Origin of the sequence: Nocardioides sp. NBC_00163 (assembly GCF_045206295.1) — a bacterium.
Lineage (GTDB): Bacteria > Actinomycetota > Actinomycetes > Propionibacteriales > Nocardioidaceae > Nocardioides.
Genome location: NZ_CP108155.1, coordinates 5655558 through 5675864 on the forward strand (window position 1 = coordinate 5655558; position 20307 = coordinate 5675864).

The following is a 20307-nucleotide window of genomic DNA, read 5'->3' on the forward strand; positions in this document are numbered from 1 at the left end:
GATGCACGCCAGTCTGCTGATCGCGGCCAAGGACCTGCGACAGCGTGTCCGGGACCGGTCCGCCTTCCTGCTCGCGATCGTGGTGCCCTTCGCGCTGGCCGCCATCTTCAGCCTGCTGTTCGGGCCCGCTTCCACGCCGCGCGCCTTCGAGTACGCCGTCGTCGACCAGGACCACACCGCCGTGTCGCGGACCTTCACCGACGAGGTCCTCGGCGCGTTGCAGGAGCAGGGGGTCGCCGAGGTGCGCGCGCTCGATGAGGAACAGGCACGAGCCGGCGTCCGGGACGGCGACCTGGACGCGGCGTTCGTCCTGAAGTCGGGGTTCGCCGCGGACGTCGCCAGTCCGCGTCCCGCCGAGCTGGGCGTCGTGGGCAGCGCCGACTCTCCGACGGCGACCGTGGTGGCGCGCTCGGTGGCCCGGTCCTACGTCCGGGGCCTCGACGCGGCTCGGGTGAGTGTCGCCGCGGTCCAGGCGTCCCGGCCCGGCCTCACACCCGCCGAGATCGAGCGGGTCGCGCAGGAGACCGTGCACGGCGTCACGCCGGTGGCGCTCGAGGACGTCTCGGCCACCACGCGGGTGCTGGACACGAAAACCTACTTCGCGGCCGCGATGGCGGTTTTCTTCCTGCTGTTCACCGTCCAGTTCGGCGTCTCCTCGCTGGTCGACGAGCGCGACGAGGGCACCCTGGCGCGGCTGCTCGCGGCGCCGGTACGGCGGTGGGCGATCCTGGTCGGGAAGCTGATCACCAGCCTGGTGCTCGGCATCGTCAGCCTCACGGTCCTGATGGTGGCCAGCTCGGTGATGCTCGGCGCCGACTGGGGCGATCCGCTCGGCGTGGCGCTCCTGATCGTCGCCGGCGTGCTGGCCGGGACTGGCATCACCTCGGTGATCGCCTCGCTGGCGCGAACCTCCGAGCAGGCGGGCGCCTGGCAGGCTGTCGTCGCGGTGACCCTTGGCCTGCTCGGGGGCGCGTTCTTCCCGGTGCGGCAGGCCGGCGGCATGATGGCGGACCTCAGCCTGGTCACGCCGCACGCGTGGTTCCTGGGTGGACTCGGCGACCTCGCGGGCGGTGGCGGAGCCGTCCAGGCGCTCCCCTCGGTTGCGGTGCTGCTGGGCATGGCCGCGGTCACCATCGGGATCGCGCTGCTGCGGACCGGGCGGGTGGTGGCGCCATGAGCGCGATCACCATCGCATGGACCAACCTGCGCCGCTTCGTGCGGGACCGCACCAACGCCTTCTTCTTCGTGCTCTTCCCCTTGCTGATGATCGCGGTGCTCGGTCTGGCGTTCGGCGGCGGGTCCGAGCCTCGGCTCGGGGTGGTGCAACCGGCGACCGGCGCGCTCTCGGGCGATCTGGTGGCCGCCCTCGAGGACGCCGACGGCATCGACGTACGTCACTTCGACACGCGCGCCGAGGCCGTCGCGGCGGTCGAAGAGGGTGCTCTCGAGGCGGCGGTCGTGATCCCGGGGACGTACGACACCCGGCTCGCGAGCGGAGGCGACACCACGCTGCAGTACCTCTCCAGGTCCGACCGGAGCGCCCAGCAGACCGGCATGATCGTCCGCGCCGTCGTCGACGACCAAGCGGGCCGACTCCGGGTGGCAAGAACCCTGCACGGCGAGCTAGGAGGCGGGTTCGAACCGAACCTCGTCCGCGGCGACGAGTTCGCGGACCGCGTCGCCGACGTCGCCGTCTCGACCACCACGGTCGGGTCCGCACCGTTCCCCGAGGACCTGGGTCGCTTCGACCTCGGCGCGAGCAGCCAGCTGCTGCTGTTCATCTTCGTCACGTCCATGACGTCGGCGGCGTCGCTGATCGAGACCCGGCGGCTCGGCTTGGCCCGCCGGATGTTCGCCACCCCCACCAGGGCCGCCACCATCGTGGCCGGGGAGGCTCTCGGGCGCGTGGCGATCGCGGTCGTACAGGGCCTGGTCATCATGCTGGGCGCCGCGTTGCTGTTCGGCGTCTCCTGGGGCGACCCGGCCGCCGCGGCCCTGCTGATGCTGGCTTTCGCGACGGTCGCAGGCGGAGCGGGCATGGTGCTCGGATCCCTCGCCACGAACGTCCAGCAGTCGACCGCGGTCGGCCTCCTGGCCGGGCTCGGCATCTCTGCTCTGGGTGGCTCGATGATGCCGCTGGAGTTCTTCTCGCCCACGATGCTCACCGTCGCCCACCTGACGCCGCACGCCTGGGCCGCCGACGGCTTCGCCACCCTGGTGCGTCGTGACGGGACGGTGCTCGACGTCCTGCCCCAGCTCGGGGTGCTGGCCGCATTCGCGGCAGGCCTCTTCGTCCTCGGCTCGTGGGCGCTTCGCCGCCGGATCCTCGCCGGGTGAGGACATCGCGCTGGTCACGGCCCGCCGAACGTCCCCGTAGCCGAAGGACGTACGGCCCTCAGCCTTCGGACTCCCTTCTCTCACGGCGCGCGGGCCGCGGGCGGTTCGCTGGTGTCGGTGGCCCGACGCGTCGCATGGCGCGGTGCGGAGATCGACAGCAGGAGGTAGCACGATGACCGCTCGGATCGAGCAAGGTGTGCAGGGACCGGGCTGGGAGGACGTGCTGCTGCGCGACGGCACGATCGCCCGCGTGCGCGATGCGGTGGCAGCGGACCGGGACCGGTTGGTCCGGCTGCACGATGCGTGCTCCGAGGGCGATCGCCGCGAGCCGTTCTTCCACGTCGGCCACCACGACGGTGCGCACTTCGTGGACTCCCTGCTGCCACGGCTCACCAGCGAGGAGGCGTTCGCGAAGCTGGCGACCGTCGACGGTCACGTCGTCGGGCTGGCAACCGCCATGAAGACGGGACGCGACGAGGAGGCCGAGCTGGACCTGGTCGTCGCCGAGGGACATGCCCAACGCGGCGTGGCCACCCTGCTGCTCGAGCACCTCGCCGTCGCGGCGGCCGGCTCCGGCGTGACCGACTTCGTCGCGTACGTGATGGCTGACAACGCCGCCGCATTCGACGTCATCCAGCAATCCGGGTTCGAGATCACCTCGATCCCGCATGAGGAGACCGTCGAGCTGCGCTTCCCGGTGCGGCTCACCGATCGGGTGCTCGAGGCGATGATCTCCCGCGAGCAGCGGGCCGACGCCGATTCTCTGCGCGCGCTGCTGCGTCCGCGCTCCGTGGCCGTGATCGGGGCGAGCCGGCGTGTGGACCATGCCGGACACCAGGTCGTGCGCAACCTGCTGCGTGCCGGGTTCACCGGCACCATCCATCCGGTCAACCCGCACAGTGACTACCTGCTCGGGCTCAGCTGTCGCTCCTCGATACGCGAGGTGGCACCGGTGGATCTGGCGATCCTCGCGGTGCCGGCCGCCGAGGTGCTGGGGGTCGTGCGGGACTGTGCCGACAGCGGCGTACGGAACCTGGTGATCCTTGCCAGCGGCTTCGCCGAGGAGGGCCCGGAGGGACGACGGGTCCAGGACGAGGCCCTTGTGGTGGCCCGGAGGGCGGGCATGCGGCTGGTGGGCCCCAACTGTCTCGGCATCGCCAACACCGACCCCGACGTGCGCCTGAACGCCACCTTCTCGCCGACGAGCGTCGTCCGTGGACGAGTGGCGATGATGGCGCAGTCCGGTGCGGTGGGCATCGCCGCGCTACAACGGGCCGACGAGCTCGGTGTCGGACTGTCGGCGTTCATCTCCTCGGGGAACAAGGCCGACGTCAGCGCCAACGACCTGCTCATGTACGCCGCCGAGGACGATGCCAGCGACGTGGTCGCGCTCTACCTGGAGTCGTTCGGCAACCCACGCAAGTTCTCTCGGGTGGCGAGGCGGCTTGCGGTACGCAAGCCGGTCGTCGCCCTGGTGGGCGGCAGCAGCCGGACCGGTCGGCAGGCGGCCGTCGGTCACACCGCGGCGGCGGTGACGTCCACGTCCGGGGTGGAAGCACTCTTCCGGCAGTGCGGTGTGATCGGTGTGGAAGGCCTCGAGCAGCTGCTGCAGACGACCAGCGTGCTGGCCAACCAGCCGCTGCCCGGCGGCCGTCGGGTGGGAATCGTCAGCAACGCCGGCGGTCCGGCCATCCTGGCCGCTGACGCCTGCGAGCGCGCCGGTCTGCAGCTGACGACGCTGAGTGCCGAGACGATGGCCAGGATCCGCGAGAGGGTGCCCGACGCGTCGTCGGTCCAGATGCCGGTCGACCTCGGGTCAGGGGTCGCTGGAGAGGCCTACTCCGAGGTGGTCTCGACGATCGCGCGCAGCGGGGAGGTCGACATGCTGATCGTGCTGCGCACGGCGTTGCCCGCGCTCTCGTACGCATCCTTCGCTCGTGCGCTGCGCACCGCGTTGCGCCGTACACCGGGGGATGCGATCGCCCCGGTCACCACTGTGGCCGTCGTGCTCGACCAGCGCGGTCCGAGTCGCCCGATCCATGCCGGGAGCCGCCATGTGCCCGTCTTCGCGTTCCCCGAGGACGCTGCGCGTGCGCTCGGCCCGATCGCCACCTACGCGAAGTGGCGGGCCGAGCCACGCCAAGCCGTCGCCGATGCGGGGTCCGGCAGCCGGGCGGCGGCTCGTGACGTGATCACCAGGACGTCTACGGCGGCGCCGGAGGGAGGCCAGCTGGCCGAGCCCGACGTGCGACAGCTGCTCGGTGCGTACGGGATCGAGGTCGTGCCGAGCGTGCTCGCCGCCGATGCGGAGGCGTCCGTCGAAGCCGCCGAAAGCTTGGGGTGTCCGGTAGCCGTCAAGATCGCGGATCCCGACATCGTGCACCGCACCGATGTGGGCGGCGTACGCGTCGGTCTGAACGGTCCCGACGAGGTGCGCTCCGCCGCGCAGGAGCTGCTCCGCACCCCGACCGAGCACCCCGGTCTGCTCGTCCAGCGCCAGGTCGCCGAGGGGGTCGAGCTCATCGCCGGCGTGATGCAGGACGAGGTCTTCGGACCGCTGGTCATGGTCGGCTACGGCGGCACCTACACCGAGCTGATCGACGACCGCAGCTTCCGGCTCACGCCGCTCAGCCGCGCCGATGCCGCCGCGGCGCTCGGCGAGCTCCGCACCGCGCCCCTGCTCTCCGGCTATCGCGGCGCGCCTCGGTTGGACACGGCCGCCGTCGAGCGTCTCCTGGTCTGCCTCGGTCGTCTCGCCGACGATGTTCCGGAGGTCGCCGAGATCGACCTCAACCCGGTGATCGTGCACGAGCGCGGAGTCTCGGTCGTCGACGCGAAGGTGCGGTTGCGCCCGCTGCCGCAGGCACCCGATCCCGACCTGAGGAACATGCGCCCGCCCGCGGGGGACGGCTCGTGATGGCGACGATGCGGGGTTGGCGTACGACAGGTGACGGGCGCCTGTCGTACGCCGAGCTCGCGGTGCCCGAACCGGCTTCGGGCGAGGTCCTCATCGGTGTGGAGGCGTGCGGCGTGTGCCGGACGGACCTGCATGTCGTCGACGGCGACCTCTCTCCTCGCCGGAGTCCGGTCGTGCCGGGGCACGAGATCGTGGGCCGGGTGCTGGGCGGCTTCGAACATGACGTCGACGGTCCACGTGTAGGCACGCGTGTCGGCGTGCCATGGTTGCGCTCGACCTGCGGGCGCTGCCGATGGTGCCGAGCCGGCGCCGAGAACCTGTGCGAGAGGTCTCGCTACACAGGGTGGGACGCCGACGGCGGCTACGCCGAGTACGCCGTCGCGCCCGCTGCCTACACCTATCGGATCCCGGACTCGCTGGAGCCGCTTCAGGCGGCACCGCTGCTCTGCGCGGGGATCATCGGATACCGCGCACTGCGGCGCGCCGCGCTCCCGCCGGGAGGTCGCCTGGGCCTCTACGGGTTCGGCGCGAGCGCCCACCTGACTGCGCAGATCGCGATCCGCCAGGGAGCGGAGGTGCACGTCGTCACGCGCGGGGAGTCGGCGCGCCGGCTCGCGCTCGACCTGGGCGCCGCCTCTGCGGTCGAGCCCGGTAGAGCCGTCCCGCCACTCGACTCGGCGATCGTGTTCGCGCCCGCCGGTGAGGTCGTACGCGACGCGCTCGCCGATCTCGGAGCCTCCGGAACCTGCGCAGTCGCGGGCATCCATCTCTCCGACATCCCCCCGCTCGACTATCAGCGCCATCTCTTCCGGGAGCGCACGCTCACCAGCGTCACCTCCAACACGCGAGCCGACGGGGCCGAGCTGTTCAGGCTCGCCGGCCGGCTGGGCATCCACGCCGAGGTCACGCCGTACGCCATGAGCGAGGCCGACCGGGCGCTCGCCGACCTCGCCCAGGACCGCGTCCGGGGCGTCGCGGTCCTCGACATGACCAGATGAAGCGAGGCCGCGATCACCGCGATGAGCCTGCGAACGGACGCGACGAGCGCCCGACGCTGACGGTGTCACCGCAGCACGGCTGGTCTTCGAGCTCTGAGGTCGGACGCTCAGATCGCCTTGCCCGACATGGCCGCCGGTACCGATGGAAGGTCGTCGGTGACCGCAGCGAGGTCGTCGCTCGAGAACACCGAGGTACCCGGTGTCGCGATCATGGCCGCGCTGCAGGCGAGCCCGAGCCGGGTTGCCCGGGAGAGGTCCCAGCCGTGCACGAGCCCGGCGATGATCCCGGCGACGAGGGCGTCGCCGGCACCGACGCCGCTGACGACATCGCCTGCGACGGCTGGGAGAAGCTCCGCACCGGCCGCGGTCACCAGGGCGACCCCCAGATGGCCGCGAGAGAGCACGACCGCACCCGCATCCGTCGCCAGGAGCAGCTCCCGCGCCCCGGCCAGCTGCTCGTCGAGAGTGTCCAGCCTGCGCCCGAGGTGGTCCCCGAGCTCGCGCACGCTCGGCTTGAGCAGGAAGGTCCCGTGCGCGTGCGCGAGGGCACCGCCGGAGGTGTCGAGGACCAGTCGCGCGCCGATGGAGTCGGCCTGGCTCCTCACCCAGGAGACGACGTCGGCGGAGACTCCGGGCGGCAGGCTGCCGCTCAGCACGACGTACGCCGCCTGGTGACCCCGTCGGCGTACGACCTCGAAGCAGCGGTGCAGGTCGGGGGCGGAGAGCTCGGTTCCGGGCAGGACGAAGCGGTACTCCAGTCCCGTGCTGAGGTCGGTGACGTGGTGGCTGAGTCGGGTCTCGCCGGCGACCTCGATCGCCTCGAAGGGGAGCTCTTCGGCCTCCAGCAGCTCTGTCAGCGCCTGACCGATGTGACCGGCCACGGGGAAGACCGCCAGTGTCGGAATCCGGAGCACGTGCAGCACCCGGGCCACGTTGATGCCACCGCCGCCGGGGTCGATCCGAGGCGTACTGCCCCGCATCTTGCTTCCTGGGATCAGCCTCGGCACGGAGAAGGAGTTGTCCAGCGCCGGGTTCAGGGTGATCGTCACGACGTCGGATGAGTCGAGCATCGGAGATTCCCTTCCAGAGCCGTAGGGGTTGCGCTCCCAGGCAACCACCCCCTGCTCGACGGGGCAGGTGGCGGAGGTCCCGGCACAGATGACCAAGGTCTCGTGAGCCCCGACTCGAGCGGAACAAGACTGAGGACGGCGGCGCCGCACAGGTGCCCGCGAAACCCATGGAGGACAGATGAGCACCGTGATCAAGCGCGCGACCAACCCGTTCGCGGATCTGATGGGCTGGCTGGAGGCGGATCGGTGAGTTCCCAGACTTCTTCCGATGTGGAGCGTCACGCCGGCACGGTGTGGGCGGTGGACGTGTTCCTCGAGAGCGAGGACGGCACCGTGCATGCCGAGGCGAAGCTCCACGCGAGCGGTCGACCAGCATTGGTCGGTACCGGCGAATCCGGTCTGTGTCCCGGTCGGGACCTGGCCGTGGGGGAGGAGCTCGCCACCAGTCGCGCCCTCGAGCAGCTCGCGGTCGGGCTGCTCCGGGACGCACGTCAACGGGTCGACGGGCCGGGTCCGGAGGCGAACGAGGGGCCCGAACGACGCATCCGCGGGCGGCGGCCGGTGCCGAGGATGCTCGTCGGGACCGACCGGCCGCTCGGCTTCACCTCAGCCGTCCAGTGGTCGTTGGCGCACGCGGAGGCGAGTGGTCTCGGGATCGAGCTGTGTCACGTCGTCGACGACGCCGGTCCGGCGTGGGAACGTACGCTACGTGGCTCCGTCTCCGACGCGAACGACGAGATGGCCGAGCTGGTCGAGGAGGTGCGCCAGGATCACCCGGACGTGAAGGTCACGTCCTCGGTCCTGGTCGGCTCGGAGAGTGCCCTGCTCGCCCGGTCGCTGGGCAGGGAGCTGGTTGTCATCGGCCGCGCCGATGAGGAGTCCGACGGCGGCTCCTATGTGGGTGCGACGGCCATCACCATCGCCCAGAACGCGAGCGTGCCGGTCGTGGTCGCACCGAGCGGTTGGTCGCCTCCCGAAGCCGGGAGCCCCGTGGTCGTGGCGATCGACGCGCTCGAGCCGCATCTGGAGGCGGTGGAGTTCGCCCTGGACTACGCGCACGGGCAAGGCCTCCCGCTCGTCGCGGTCTCGGCCTGGCAGCCAGATGTGGCGCCGGGCACGCGCATGCTCCTCGAAAGCGGGGAGGAGTGGATGGAGCGCATCGCCGACGGCCAGGACGCGGCGGTGACCCCGCTACGGGCGCTCTACCAGGACGTCCCGGTGACTCAGCGCACTCCGACCGGCCCTCCGGTGGAGGTCATCCTCGGCTTGGCCGAGAACGCTTCGCTGCTGGTGGTCGGCAGACCCGGCCATGGCCGGCACTGGCGGATGCCGCTGGGGTCGGTGAGCCGGCGGCTGCTGCACCGCGCGACCGTCCCGGTCGCGGTCGTCCCAACCGGCTGGCACGCCGCTGCCGAGGCCGTGCCTGGCTCGGTGCCTGGCTCGCTCGGCGACCTGATCGAGCAGTAGGTCACGAGGACGAGGCGCTCTCGTGGTGCAGGACGTCGTCGAGAGCACGCCGCGGGGTCGGGGGCAGCGGTCGGTGGTGGCGCTGCGGCCAGCCGATGCGTACCAGCACCTGGGGGCAGGAGTTGTCGCCGAGCAGGTCGTGCTGAAGCGTACGCCGGGTGGAGCCGACCTCGATCGGCTGCGTGTACGGCACCAGGGCCAGCCCTGAGGTCGTGCACGAGAGCCACATCGCGTCGAGTGCCTCCCCGGCGCGCAGCCAGGAGACCGGATCGTCGGACGCGGTCGCCAGGACGAGCCACTCCTCGGCCGGCACCCCGGCTTCGTCGTGGTCCTCGGCGAGGGTGCCGCTCGGGAATCGGGTGTAGGAGGTCGGATCGGCGTCGGCGGCGAGCAGACTGGATTGCGGGACGCCCTCGTCGCTGCCCCCGCGAGTCCAGGAGTAGAGCTCGGCCACGTACGCCTCGTCGGTGGTCTGATGGGCACGAGCGGTCTCCAGGGCGGCCACCACAACCGGACGCAGGTGGTCGGGGACCGTGGTCGCCACGACCCCGTAGTCGAGGGCGAGGCCGGCGAGGTGGTCGAGGCGCTGGCGTGGCACCGGCCACGACGAGACCTGGCGTCGGTCGGTCTGCCGCTGCTCGATGGCCGCGAGCATGCCGAGGTCCGCGACGTCGGGATCCCGGGGCGTGAACGTCACCACGGCGAGCAGGTCGGTGCGGCCCCCTTCGGGAACGCGGTGCACGCTGCACTCCCAGCCCATTCCGGCAGCTGCCACGACGAGCTCGTGCAGCGCGGCACCGCAGCTCACCACCAGGTCGCGCTCGTTCGCGTCGGCGTGGAGGAGCTTGCGATGCGGGTCGGCACGCAGCAGCAGCATCGTGTCGCGTACGACCCAAGCCCAGGGCTGGGTGTTGTGGACCGATGGCGCGCGGCAGGCCAGCTCCAGGATCGCGTGCAAGGTGGCCTCGTTGGGGAGCCTCGACATCTCAGGCCACCTGCCGCTTCAGCTGGTGGCCGAGGTTCGCGGCCCAGTCGCTGGCACGTGCCTCTTCGTCGTGGGCGAGGGGTCCCACGGTGGCAGCGACGTAGAAGCTGGTCGCCGGGGGTACGTCGTAGCCGCGGCGGCGCAGCAGATGGGCCACGTGCCGGGCGGCGGAGCCCGGGAGGTGACGCATCGCCCGCGCCCGGGTGTCGAAGGTGGCGATCCGCACCGAGTTCGGTTCAGCGTCGGTCAGTTCCGCGAGCCACTCCCGGACGCCGCGGGCCTCGACCTCGGCCGGAGCGCCCTGAAGCACGGCGTCAGCGCGCGTGCTGGGTCTGCTCAGGCCGAGCGCGTGCGTCGGCGCCCCGATCACGACCAGGTCGTGGTCGTGGAGCACGTCATCGCCGGCAAGTGCCACCGGGATCACCTTGACCTGAATGCCGGCTTTCCGGAGTCCGCTGGCGACCGCGGTGGCGATCGTGGCGGTGTTGCCGAACATCGACTCGTAGACGACTGCTGCTCGCATCTGACTCACGTCCTTCCTCTGGCGCCGCGCCCACCGCGTCCTGCCAGTGTCACCACCTTCCGGCCGCGTCGGGGCACGTCGGGAGTGGCGCACGTCCCCGACCCGAGGACCTTGGTCCGATGCCGCTGGCCCGCACTGCGCGGAGGGTGGAGGCATGAACACATTCGATTCCCCGGTAGTGCTGGAGGGACGCCTCGACTCCGGGATCAGCCGCGCGCTGTGGCTGGTCAAGTGGCTGTTGCTGATCCCGCACTACGTCATCCTGCTCTTTCTCTGGATCGCCTTCGCCGTACTCACCGTGATCGCCTGGTTCGCCATCCTGTTCACCGGTCGCTACCCGCGAGCGATCTTCGACTTCAACCTCGGCGTGATGCGCTGGACCTGGCGGGTGAACTACTACGGCTACGCCGCCCTCGGCACCGACACCTATCCGCCGTTCACGCTCGAGGACGTGCCCGACTACCCGGCCCGTCTCCACATCGCCTACCCCGAGCAGCTCTCTCGCGGCCTGGTGCTGGTGAAGTCGTGGTTGCTGGCGATCCCGCACCTGATGATCCTCGCCTTCTTCCTGGGCAGCGGCCTGTACGCCACCCAGGGGACCGACGCGATCGCCTGGTCCTGGGGGAGTGGGATCGTCGGACTGCTGGTCCTCTTCGCCGGCGTGGTGATGCTGTTCGGGCGTCGCTACCCACAGGGCATCTTCGACCTGGTCCTCGGTATCGACCGGTGGGCGGTTCGGGTCGCCGCGTACGTCTGCCTGATGACCGACACCTACCCGCCGTTCCGGCTCGACCAGGGTGGGAGCGATCCGGCCGGACTGGTCCCGCCGGAGCCGTCGATGCCGTCGGGTGAGGCGGTGGCACCCGAGCCCGAGCCCGAGCCCGCGCCCAGCCCCGTCGGAACGGGTCAGCAGTGAGCGCGAGCGACCGCAGCGGTGGCGCGGCGGCGGTGAGCACCCATGTCGGGAACGCGATCTACGGGCTCGGCGTCATCGGCGCCTGGGTCTGGTTCTGGCAGCAGGAGGACGGCTTCTGGGGTCACATCTGGGGCCTCGTCGAAGGCATCTTCTGGCCGGCGCTCATGGTCTATGCGGGCTTCGATGCACTCGACTGATCCCACACGCGGGCGGATGCGTCGAGGGACCTTGGTCCTCGGCCTACGGGCCCGACGAGCATTGGCGTCGGCCGTCTTCGGTCGTAGATTGACGAGGTGACCGATTCAGCAGTGCCCGAGCGCGAGAGCGAACCCATCCGGGTCTTCCTGCTCGATGACCACGAGGTGATCCGCCGGGGGATCAAGGACCTCCTCGAGGACGAGGACGACATCGTCGTCGTGGGCGAGTCGGGTCTCGCCGACGAGGCCCGGCGCCGGATCCCGGCGCTGCGGCCCCATGTCGCCATCCTCGACGGCCGGCTCCCGGACGGATCGGGCATCGACGTGTGCCGCGACGTCCGCTCGGTCGACCCGAGCATCGCCGCGCTGATCCTCACTTCGTTCGACGACGACGACGCGCTGTTCTCCGCGATCATGGCCGGCGCATCCGGCTACCTGCTCAAGCAGGTGCGCAGCGCCGACCTCGTCGAGACCGTTCGCCAGGTCGCCGCGGGCAAGTCGATGCTGGACCCCGCGGTCACCGCGCAGGTCCTCGACCGGATCCGCAGCGGTCCGAAGACCAACTCGGCCTTCGAGCACCTGACCGATCACGAGCGCCGGATCCTGGAGCTCATCGGCGAGGGGCTGACGAACCGTCAGATCGGCAAGGAGATGCACCTCGCGGAGAAGACGGTGAAGAACTACGTCTCGTCCCTGCTCGCCAAGCTGGGCCTGGAGAGCCGCACCCAAGCTGCGATTCTGGTGACCAGGACCCTGCAAGGGGGCTAGGTTGGGGGTGTACCACTCATCCGATGGGGAGGGGTCGATGTGGGACGCACACCGCCCCGACAGCGCCGTGGATCGAGCTCCACGACCGAAGTAGCGACAGTTCACGGTGCGCCGTTCGACGAGCTGCTGACCGAAGTGCTCGACAGGGTCACCGATGCTCGAGACGAGCAGGTGCGGTGGCGGTTGCTGCTCGACGCCATCGTCACGATGGGCGCCGGGCTCTCCATCGACGACCTGCTGGACCGGATCGTCAAGGTCGCCGGGGCACTGGCCGGCGCGAAGTACGCAGCGCTCGGAGTCCTCGCCAGCGGCGGCGAGCGCCGGCTGCGCCTGTTCATCACCCACGGACTCAGCGTGGAGGAGCAGATCCTGATCGGCGACCTACCGAGCGGACACGGCGTGCTCGGCCTGCTGATCGACCACCCGGAGCCGCTCCGGCTGCCTGAGATCACCGCGCATCGAGCGTCCTACGGGTTCCCCGCGAACCATCCGCCGATGCACTCCTTCCTCGGCGTCCCCGTCCGCATCGGCGAGAAGGTGTTCGGCAACCTCTACCTCACCGACAAGATCGACGGCGATCAGTTCACCGACCAGGACGAGGACATCGTGGTCGCCCTGGCCGCCGCCGCCGGCGTCGCGATCGAGAACGCCCTGCTGGCCGAGGAGGCTGCCCGCCGCAGCCGGTGGCTCGACGCCCGGGCCGAGATCACCAGCGCGCTGATGGGCGACATCGACCGCACCACCACCCTTCAGCTGGTGGCCGACCGGGCCCGCGAGATCTCCGGCGCCGACGTCTCCTGGATCGTCACCGGACCCACTGCCGAACGGCTGCGGGTGGAGGTGGTCTCCGGGACCGACATCGACGTCGAGCTGCTGAAGGACGCGCCGCTGCGCGAATCGGTCGCTGGTCAGGCGATCGGCGTCGGCGCGCCGATGATCGTGGAGGACATCGCGGCCGCCGCCGGTGGCGGCAGCGCCGCCGCCGTCATCGACCTGAGCGACATCGGGCCTGGCGTGCTCGTGCCGCTGGGACGTACCGACCCCTCCGAGGAGATGAACGCGGTGGGCGTGCTCGCGCTCGCCTGGCGCCGCGAGCACGCCGACCAGGCACAGGACGTGGATCTGGCCGTCGCCAACGCCTTCGCCGAGCAGGTCGCGCTGGCCATCCGGCTCGCGCAGAGCCGCGAGGAGCGTCAGCGGCTGGTCGTCTACGACGATCGCGACCGGATCGGACGCGATCTCCACGACATCGTGATCCAGCGGCTCTTCGTCATCGGCATGCGGCTGCAGGGCGGGCTCAACCTGGCCGAGAGCCCCAAGCTTCGCGCCCGTCTCGACAAGGCCGTGGACGACATCGACGACACCATCCGCGATCTTCGGCGAGCGGTCTTCGAGCTCGGCGCGCCCGAGCACAGCGGTGACATCCAGTCCCAGGTCACCGATGTGGTCAACCGGGCTGCGGAGTCGCTCAAGTTCCGCCCGGCGCTGATCTTCTCGGGTCCGGTCCGGCTCCGGTCCACGCCCGAGGTCACCAAGGACGTCCTCGCCGTCCTCGGCGAGGCACTGTCGAACACCGTGCGTCACGCGCACGCGAGCGAGGTCGAGGTGTCGCTCTCGGCGGGCACCGACCTCGTGCTCCGGGTGCGCGACGACGGAGTCGGCGTCCCCGCGGAGGTGGTGGAGAGCGGGTTGGCCAACATGCGCCAACGTGCCGAGATGAGAGGTGGCCGGTGCACCGTGGAGCCGGCCTCGCCGAAGGGCACCGTGGTGGAGTGGTCGGTGCCCCTCGGCTGAGCTCCCGCCTCGTCACGGGCCGGTGAGATCCGCCTCGTCGCCGAGCAGCACGACCTTCATCGCCCCGGTGTCCTGAGCATCGGCGAAGACGTCGTACGCCTCCTGGATCTCAGCCAGGCCGAACCGGTGGGTCACCAGGTCGGGGAGCGCGATCCGTCCCGCCGCGAGCATCGACAGGAGCATCGGTGTCGAGGTCGTGTCGACCAGTCCCGTGGTGATCGTGACGTCGCGGTCCCACAGCGCCTCGAGGCTCAGCACCGCGCTGCGCCCGTGGACACCGACGTTCGCCACATGACCGCACGGACGGACCAGCTCGGCGCACAGCTCGAAGGTCTCGGGGACACCGACCGCCTCGATGGCGACGTCGACGCCGTCGGAAGTGTTGTCCCGGACCCAGGCGCGTGCCTCCTCGGCATCGGTCAGCGTGACGTCGGCGCCGTAGGCCTCGGCGCTCTTGCGCCGGGTCTCGCCAGGCTCGACGACGATGATCCGCAGGGGGCTGTAGAGGCGAGCGGTCGCGATCGCGGCCAGCCCGATTGGGCCGGCGCCGACGATCAGGACGGTGTCGCCGGGGCTCACCCGGCCGTTGCGCGCACCGACCTCGTAGGAGGTCGGCAGGATGTCGGCGAGCAGCACAGCGGTCATGTCGTCGACCTCGCGCGGCAGGTGGTGCATCGAGTGGTCGGCGAACGGCACCCGGACGCGTTCGGCCTGGGTGCCGTCGATCAGGTGGCCGAGCACCCAGCCGCCGCCACCGGTGCACCGGCCGTAGCTGCCTGCCCGGCAGTAGCGGCAGCGTCCGCAGCTGCTGATGCAGGAGATGAGCACCCGGTCGCCCGGTGCGAAGTCACGTACTCCCGAACCGGTCTGCTCGACCACGCCGACGGCCTCGTGGCCGAGCACCGTGCCGGGGGCCACGCTCGGTACGTCGCCCTTGAGGATGTGCAGGTCGGTGCCGCAGATCGTGACGGCGTCGACGCGGACTACCGCGTCCTCCGCGTCGGCGATGACCGGGTCGGGGACGTCGGTCCACTTCCGGGTTCCCGGGCCGTCGTATACGAGTGCTTTCATGGTTCCCTCCTGAGGTCGGGTCTGCGTCGATCCTCTGCCCGACCAGGCGCATGCAGGAGTGGTCATCGGCCACCGGTGAGGGGGCCTTGGTCCTGTCGCTAGTAGACGAGGGCGGCCATCATCCCCGCCTCGGCGTGGTAGATGTTGTGGCAGTGCGCGGCCCAGTTGCCCGGGTTGTTCGCCTCGAGCTCGACGACCATCCGCTGCATGGGTGTGAGCAGGACGGTGTCCTTGCGCAGGCCGTTGGGCAGCGCGAACGTGTGCCCGTGCAGATGCACGGGGTGGGTCATCATCGTCATGTTGGTGATCTGCATCGAGACCCGCTCGCCGGACTCGATCGTGATCGGCTCGTTCTTGCCGTACGGCGCTCCGTTGATCGCCCACTCGTAGGTGCTCATCTGCCCGCTGAGGGCGAGATCGACGCTCTGGCCGATGTCCTTGTCCGGAAGGCGCGCGGAGTCGGCGGGGCGTAGATCGGAGCCGAGAAGCACGGGACCGGTCAGCTCCCGGATCTCTGCGGCACGCGCCGGGGTCGGGATCGGGCCCGAGCCGGTACGGACCATGGCGAGAGCGGCGCCGTCCTTGCCGATCGGCTTGGCCACGAGCGGGAAGACGCCGTCGGCCAGGGTCACGACGACGTCGTACCGCTCACCCATCCCGATGTAGAAGGCGCCTGCTTCCTGCTCCTGGACGGCGAACCCGTCGGTGTGGGTGACGGTCATCCGGTGATCGCCCAATGCGACGGTGAAGATGGTGTCGGCCGCGGCATTGATGACCCGGATCCGGACCCGCTGGCCGGGCTCGGCGCGCAGCAGGTCAGGCGCGGTGCCGACGCGACCGTTGATCAGGAAGTGTGGGTAGGTGACGTCGCCGGCGTCCCCGAAGGGTGAGCCGCCCATGCCACCCATGCCGTGCATGCCGCCGGACGAGGAGCCGGATGCCATGAGGTCGGCGAGCACCTCGTCGGGGGTCGTGCCGGTGCCGTCGATCCAGTCGTCGAGGACGACGATCCACTCCGCGTCGTAGGCGCCCGGTTCGTGGGGGTCGTCGATGATCAGCGGTGCGTAGAGGCCCCGGTCGAGCTGCACGCCGACATGCGGATGGTAGAAGTACGTGCCGGGATCGGGCGCGACGAACTCGTACGTGAACTGACGCCCGCTGGTCACGGCCTTCTGGGTGAGGCCGGGTACGCCGTCGGCGGCGTTGTGCAGGGCGATCCCGTGCCAGTGGACGCTCGTCTCGACCGGCAGCTTGTTGTCGACGGTGATCCGCACCAGGTCGCCCGCGGTCGCTCGCACGAGAGGGCCGGGCAGGACATCGTCGTACGCCCAGGTGGACACTGTGGGTCCACCGAGGTCGAGGATGGCCGGCCGTGCGGTCAGGGTCTTGGTGACCAAGCTCTGACCGGACCGCGGCGCCAGCGGCGTCGGCGTGGGCACGACGATCCCGCTCCCGCCGGGCCTGCCGGAGCAGGCCGCGAAGAGGCCTCCGCCCGCGACGGCGAGGCCGCCGCGCAGCAGGGTGCGCCTCGACACATTCATGGACGGTGTCTTCTCTTGTGGGGCCAGCGGCCCGTTCCCATCACGATTTCGATCGTGTCAGTCGGTTCTTGAGGTCTCCGTGAGGTTCCATGAAGGTCTGACGAAGGTTGGCTCGCGAGCAGCGGACGGCTCGACCGCCTGGCGCGCCACACTGGACCCATGCACACTCACACCTCGTCGAGCGGCCCGGTGCTCGTCGTCGAGGATGAACGGCCGCTGGCACAGATCGTCGCGGACTACCTCGCCAAGGCCGGGTACGACGCGATCCAGGTCCACACCGGACCTGACGGCGTCAGTGCCGCCCGCGACCACGATCCCGATCTCGTCGTGCTCGACCTCGGCCTGCCTGGACTGGACGGTGTCGAGGTCTGCCGCGAGATCCGCACCTTCTCCGACTGCTACATCATCATGGTCACCGCCCGCGACGACGAGATCGACAAGCTGATCGGTCTCGGCGTCGGCGCCGACGACTACCTCACCAAACCCTTCTCGCTGCGCGAGCTGGTCGCGCGGGTCCAGGCCGCCCTGCGACGACCACGCGCCAGCAGGCTCGCGGTCGCGCCCGACGCCGACCACGGGTGGGCCTTCGACGGGCTGACGGTCGACACCGCCACCCGTGAGGTGACCCGGGCCGGCGTACCGGTCGCGCTGACCCGCACCGAGTTCGACATCCTCGCCGCCCTCGCCGAGCATCCCCGTCGCGCCTTCAGCCGACAGCAGATCGTCGACATGGTCTGGGGCGAAGGCTGGGGCGGCGACGCGCACATCGTCGATGTCCACGTCGCGCACCTGCGCAGGAAGATCGACGACGATCCGGCCACACCGCGCTACGTCGACACCGTGCGCGGCGTCGGCTACCGATTCATCGCCGAGCCCGTGAGAGAGGCCGCCGAATGAAGCGATCCACGTGGCGGATCGGCACCCGCCTGCTCCTGGCCCAGGCACTCGTCCTCGTCGCCGCCATCCTCACCGCGGCCGTGATCGCCGCCCTTGTCGGGCCGCCGATCTTCCGTGCGCACATGCAGCGGGCCGATCGCGCACCCGACCCGTCCGAGCGCATGCACGTCGAGGAGGCCTATCGCACCGCCAGCGCGATCTCGCTCGGCCTCGCGGTCGCCGCCGCCCTCCTCATCGCCCTGCTCGTGACCTGGTATCTCACGCGTCGGTTCCAGACACCACTCACCGACATGACCCGCGCCGCCACCGTGATGGCGGGCGGCAGGTACGACGCCCGCGTCCCGGTCGGTGACGCGGGCCCCGAGCTGGACTCCTTGGCCACCGCTTTCAACTCGATGGCCGGCGAGCTCGCCCGGACCGAGGACACCCGGCGCAGGTTGCTCTCGGATCTGGCCCACGAGCTGCGTACCCCCGTGGCGACGCTCGCCGCCTACCTCGAAGGACTCGAGGACGGCGTCACCCCCTGGAACGACGACACTCGTACGCTGCTGGCCGACCAGGTGCACCGCCTCGGCCGGCTGGCCGGCGACATCGACGCCGTGTCTCGTGCGGAGGAGGGCCGCCTCAGCCTCCAGCTGGCGCCGGTGGCGGTCGCGGATCTGGTGGAGACGGCCGTTCGAGCGCAGCAAGGCGCGTACGCAGCGAAGGGCGTGGCCCTCGGCATCGACGGCGGACCGGCCGTCACGATCGACGCCGACGAGTCCCGACTGCTCCAGGTCCTGACCAACCTGCTCGACAACGCCCGCCGGCACACGCCGGAGCACGGCAGCGTCGGCATCGACTGGGACCACGCGAACCACAGCGTCACGATCCGCGTCACCGACACCGGCGACGGCATCCCCGCCGCCCAGCTGCCTCACATCTTCGAGCGCTTCTATCGCGGCGACACCGCCCGCGATCGCGAGCACCAGGGATCGGGGATCGGCCTCACCATCAGCAGGGCCATCGCGACAGCCCACGGCGGAAGCCTGGATGCGACCAGTGGCGGAGTCGGTGCCGGCTCGTCGCTGATCCTGACCATCCCCGCGTCGCGGACCCGGTAGGAGGTCCTTCGTCCTGACCTCGGCCGGCGGACGGCGACTCGTGGGACAGTGCTGCCATGGACGTACGCCGCGTGATGCCGCCGTGGGCCCGCGGCTACCAGCGGCGCTGGCTGTGGCTGGATCTGCTCGCCGGGGTGACGATCACCGCCTACCTGGTGCCCCAGGTGATGGCGTACGCCGAGCTGGCCGGTCTCCCGCCAGAGACCGGACTGTGGGCTTGCGTCGGTGCGATGGTGGTCTACGGGCTGCTGGGCACCTCCCGACTGCTCTCGGTCGGCCCGGAGTCGACCACTGCGCTGATGACGGCGGCTGCGATCGGCGCCACCCCGGCCGCGGCTGAGGACCCCGCCTCGTTCGCGGCGACGCTCGCGCTCGTGGTCGCCGCGATCTGCGTGGTGGGCTGGTTTCTGCGAGTCTCGGTGCTGGCCGAGCTCTTCTCGCGGCCGGTGCTGGTCGGCTACATGACGGGGATCGCGGTCCTCATGGTCGTCTCCCAGCTCGACAACCTCACCGGCGTCACGATCACCGGCGACGGGGTGCTGGCGGAGCTGGGCAGCTTCATCGGCAACCTCGACCAGGTCCATGTCCCCACGCTGCTGCTCGGTGGCGGCGCGGCCGCCGCGATGATCGCCGGCTCCCTGCTCGCCCCGCGAGCGCCGGTCGCGCTGATCGGCATGCTCGCCGCCACCGCGCTGGTGGCACTGCTCGGCGAGGATTCCGGGCTGCGGCTGGTGGGCGAGATCCCGAGCCGGCCTCCGGCCCCGGGTCTCCCGGTCCTGGACCCGGGCGCCATCGTCGCGATGCTCGGCCCGGCGCTCGGCGTCGCCTTCGTCGGCTACACCGACAACATCCTCACCGGCCGCGCCTTCGCCCGCCGCGGCGAACATGTCGACGCGCGGCGGGAGCTGCTCGCCCTGGGTGGGGCCAACCTGGGCTCGGCGCTCCTGCACGGGTTCCCGGTCAGCAGCAGCGGCAGCAGGACCGCCATCGGTAACGCCGTGGGCGGGCGTACGCAGCTGACCTCGTACGCTGCAGCGGCCACCACGGTGGCGGCGGTGCTGCTCCTGGCGCCGGTCCTGGAGGCGTTCCCCGAGGCCGCGCTCGGCGCGGTGGTGGTCTACGCCGCCACCAAGCTGGTCGAGGTGGGTGAGCTGCGTCGCTTCGCCCGCTTCAGGCGCAGCGAGCTCGTCCTCGCCCTGGTCACGACGGTGGCGGTGCTCGCCGCCGGGGTGATGTGGGGCGTACTGATCGCGGTGGGTCTCTCCGTTCTCGACCTGCTGCGCCGGGTCGCGCACCCGCACGACGCGGTCCTCGGCCACGTACCAGGGCTGGCGGGGATGCACGACGTGGACGACTACCCCGACGCCGAGGAGGTGCCCGGCCTGCTCGTCTACCGCTACGACTCGCCGCTCTTCTTCGCCAACGCTGAGGACTTCCGCACTCGCGCGCTCGCGGCGGTCGACGCCGCCGAGCAGCCGGTGGAGTGGTTCCTGCTGAACGCCGAGGCGAACACCGAGGTCGACGTCACCGCGGTGGACGCGCTGGAGGCGCTGCGCACCTCGCTGAGCGAGCGAGGCATCGTCCTCGCGATCGCCAGGATCAAGCAGGATCTGCGTGACTCGTTGGCTCCCTCCGGCATCCTGGACCGGATCGGCGAGGAGCGGCTCTTCCCGACCCTTCCCACAGCCGTAGAGGCCTACCGGCAGCGGTGAGCGGCGGACCA

The 20307-nt window shown here is 70.8% G+C and carries 17 protein-coding genes; 12 read left to right on the forward strand and 5 right to left on the reverse strand.

Features of this window, described 5'->3' with window-relative positions; translation table 11 throughout:
* Window position 1 precedes the first annotated feature (1 nt).
* From OG801_RS27060 to OG801_RS27075, 4 genes are all read left to right on the forward strand, one after another.
* Complete coding sequence (locus OG801_RS27060; protein ID WP_406032117.1) at window positions 2–1177, forward strand: ABC transporter permease; 1176 nt, start codon at window positions 2–4, stop codon at window positions 1175–1177.
* The gene (locus tag OG801_RS27065) at window positions 1174–2337 is read left to right on the forward strand and encodes an ABC transporter permease (RefSeq protein WP_406032118.1); all 1164 of its coding nucleotides are present in this window, start codon (window positions 1174–1176) and stop codon (window positions 2335–2337) included. The genes OG801_RS27060 and OG801_RS27065 overlap by 4 nt, the downstream gene beginning before the upstream one ends.
* A gap of 172 nt (window positions 2338–2509) precedes the next feature.
* On the forward strand, window positions 2510–5254 hold the full coding sequence (locus tag OG801_RS27070) for a GNAT family N-acetyltransferase (RefSeq protein ID WP_406032120.1): 2745 nt from the start codon (window positions 2510–2512) through the stop codon (window positions 5252–5254).
* Window positions 5254–6252, forward strand: a complete 999-nt coding sequence (locus OG801_RS27075; protein WP_406032122.1) for a zinc-dependent alcohol dehydrogenase family protein — start codon at window positions 5254–5256, stop codon at window positions 6250–6252. Before OG801_RS27070 ends, OG801_RS27075 begins: the two co-directional genes overlap by 1 nt.
* Window positions 6253–6359: 107 nt before the next feature.
* Here OG801_RS27075 and OG801_RS27080 read toward each other — a convergent pair whose 3' ends face one another.
* Window positions 6360–7322 (reverse strand): 1-phosphofructokinase family hexose kinase, encoded by a 963-nt coding sequence (locus tag OG801_RS27080; protein WP_406032124.1) that lies wholly within the window; start codon window positions 7320–7322, stop codon window positions 6360–6362.
* Window positions 7323–7568: 246 nt separating this feature from the next.
* On the opposite strand from OG801_RS27080, the gene OG801_RS27085 reads away from it, so the two are divergent.
* Window positions 7569–8789, forward strand: coding sequence for a universal stress protein (locus OG801_RS27085; RefSeq protein WP_406032126.1), 1221 nt, complete (start codon window positions 7569–7571; stop codon window positions 8787–8789).
* Between the two features lies 1 nt (window position 8790).
* Here OG801_RS27085 and OG801_RS27090 read toward each other — a convergent pair whose 3' ends face one another.
* Together OG801_RS27090 and OG801_RS27095 are read right to left on the reverse strand one after the other, a co-directional pair.
* Window positions 8791–9774 carry an Acg family FMN-binding oxidoreductase gene (locus OG801_RS27090; protein WP_406032128.1) on the reverse strand — a complete coding sequence of 328 codons (984 nt, stop codon included), beginning with the start codon at window positions 9772–9774 and terminating at the stop codon, window positions 8791–8793.
* Window position 9775: 1 nt separating this feature from the next.
* A complete protein-coding gene (locus OG801_RS27095; protein WP_406036310.1) occupies window positions 9776–10297 on the reverse strand; it encodes a flavodoxin family protein in 522 nt (173 codons plus the stop codon).
* Between the two features lie 154 nt (window positions 10298–10451).
* On the opposite strand from OG801_RS27095, the gene OG801_RS27100 reads away from it, so the two are divergent.
* The 4 genes from OG801_RS27100 (at window position 10452) to OG801_RS27115 (ending at window position 13972) form a co-directional block, all read left to right on the forward strand.
* Entirely contained in the window at window positions 10452–11213 is a 762-nt protein-coding gene (locus OG801_RS27100) for a DUF4389 domain-containing protein (RefSeq protein WP_406032130.1), read from the forward strand.
* The gene (locus tag OG801_RS27105; protein ID WP_355017037.1) at window positions 11210–11410 is read left to right on the forward strand and encodes a hypothetical protein; all 201 of its coding nucleotides are present in this window, start codon (window positions 11210–11212) and stop codon (window positions 11408–11410) included. The genes OG801_RS27100 and OG801_RS27105 overlap by 4 nt, the downstream gene beginning before the upstream one ends.
* Before the next feature lie 96 nt (window positions 11411–11506).
* The gene (locus OG801_RS27110; protein ID WP_406032132.1) at window positions 11507–12178 is read left to right on the forward strand and encodes a response regulator; all 672 of its coding nucleotides are present in this window, start codon (window positions 11507–11509) and stop codon (window positions 12176–12178) included.
* 39 nt (window positions 12179–12217) lie between these two features.
* Complete coding sequence (locus OG801_RS27115) at window positions 12218–13972, forward strand: GAF domain-containing protein (protein WP_406032133.1); 1755 nt, start codon at window positions 12218–12220, stop codon at window positions 13970–13972.
* Window positions 13973–13984: 12 nt separating this feature from the next.
* Here the strand turns inward: OG801_RS27115 and OG801_RS27120 are convergent, their stop codons facing one another.
* Together OG801_RS27120 and OG801_RS27125 are read right to left on the reverse strand one after the other, a co-directional pair.
* Window positions 13985–15043 carry an alcohol dehydrogenase catalytic domain-containing protein gene (locus OG801_RS27120; protein WP_406032135.1) on the reverse strand — a complete coding sequence of 353 codons (1059 nt, stop codon included), beginning with the start codon at window positions 15041–15043 and terminating at the stop codon, window positions 13985–13987.
* Window positions 15044–15141: 98 nt separating this feature from the next.
* Window positions 15142–16584, reverse strand: coding sequence for a multicopper oxidase family protein (locus tag OG801_RS27125; protein ID WP_406032136.1), 1443 nt, complete (start codon window positions 16582–16584; stop codon window positions 15142–15144).
* 159 nt (window positions 16585–16743) lie between these two features.
* On the opposite strand from OG801_RS27125, the gene OG801_RS27130 reads away from it, so the two are divergent.
* From OG801_RS27130 to OG801_RS27140, 3 genes are read left to right on the forward strand one after another with little or no spacing between them, the layout of a single operon-like run.
* The gene (locus tag OG801_RS27130) at window positions 16744–17481 is read left to right on the forward strand and encodes a response regulator transcription factor (protein ID WP_355017042.1); all 738 of its coding nucleotides are present in this window, start codon (window positions 16744–16746) and stop codon (window positions 17479–17481) included.
* Window positions 17478–18584: an ATP-binding protein gene (locus tag OG801_RS27135; protein ID WP_406032139.1), complete on the forward strand. Its 1107-nt coding sequence runs from the start codon at window positions 17478–17480 to the stop codon at window positions 18582–18584. The genes OG801_RS27130 and OG801_RS27135 overlap by 4 nt, the downstream gene beginning before the upstream one ends.
* Window positions 18585–18640: 56 nt before the next feature.
* Window positions 18641–20296: a SulP family inorganic anion transporter gene (locus tag OG801_RS27140; RefSeq protein ID WP_406032141.1), complete on the forward strand. Its 1656-nt coding sequence runs from the start codon at window positions 18641–18643 to the stop codon at window positions 20294–20296.
* Window positions 20297–20307 lie beyond the last annotated feature (11 nt).

What these genes read in the sequence shown, in the direction of transcription:
- OG801_RS27060 (WP_406032117.1), top strand. Translation starts at nt 2, where the DNA reads ATGCACGCCAGTCTGCTGATCGCGGCCAAGGACCTGCGACAGCGTGTC.
- OG801_RS27065 (WP_406032118.1), top strand. Translation starts at nt 1,174, where the DNA reads ATGAGCGCGATCACCATCGCATGGACCAACCTGCGCCGCTTCGTGCGG.
- OG801_RS27070 (WP_406032120.1), top strand. Translation starts at nt 2,510, where the DNA reads ATGACCGCTCGGATCGAGCAAGGTGTGCAGGGACCGGGCTGGGAGGAC.
- OG801_RS27075 (WP_406032122.1), top strand. Translation starts at nt 5,254, where the DNA reads ATGGCGACGATGCGGGGTTGGCGTACGACAGGTGACGGGCGCCTGTCG.
- OG801_RS27080 (WP_406032124.1), bottom strand. Translation starts at nt 7,322, where the DNA reads ATGCTCGACTCATCCGACGTCGTGACGATCACCCTGAACCCGGCGCTG.
- OG801_RS27090 (WP_406032128.1), bottom strand. Translation starts at nt 9,774, where the DNA reads ATGTCGAGGCTCCCCAACGAGGCCACCTTGCACGCGATCCTGGAGCTG.
- OG801_RS27095 (WP_406036310.1), bottom strand. Translation starts at nt 10,297, where the DNA reads ATGCGAGCAGCAGTCGTCTACGAGTCGATGTTCGGCAACACCGCCACG.
- OG801_RS27100 (WP_406032130.1), top strand. Translation starts at nt 10,452, where the DNA reads ATGAACACATTCGATTCCCCGGTAGTGCTGGAGGGACGCCTCGACTCC.
- OG801_RS27120 (WP_406032135.1), bottom strand. Translation starts at nt 15,043, where the DNA reads ATGAAAGCACTCGTATACGACGGCCCGGGAACCCGGAAGTGGACCGAC.
- OG801_RS27125 (WP_406032136.1), bottom strand. Translation starts at nt 16,584, where the DNA reads ATGAATGTGTCGAGGCGCACCCTGCTGCGCGGCGGCCTCGCCGTCGCG.
- OG801_RS27130 (WP_355017042.1), top strand. Translation starts at nt 16,744, where the DNA reads ATGCACACTCACACCTCGTCGAGCGGCCCGGTGCTCGTCGTCGAGGAT.
- OG801_RS27135 (WP_406032139.1), top strand. Translation starts at nt 17,478, where the DNA reads ATGAAGCGATCCACGTGGCGGATCGGCACCCGCCTGCTCCTGGCCCAG.
- OG801_RS27140 (WP_406032141.1), top strand. Translation starts at nt 18,641, where the DNA reads ATGGACGTACGCCGCGTGATGCCGCCGTGGGCCCGCGGCTACCAGCGG.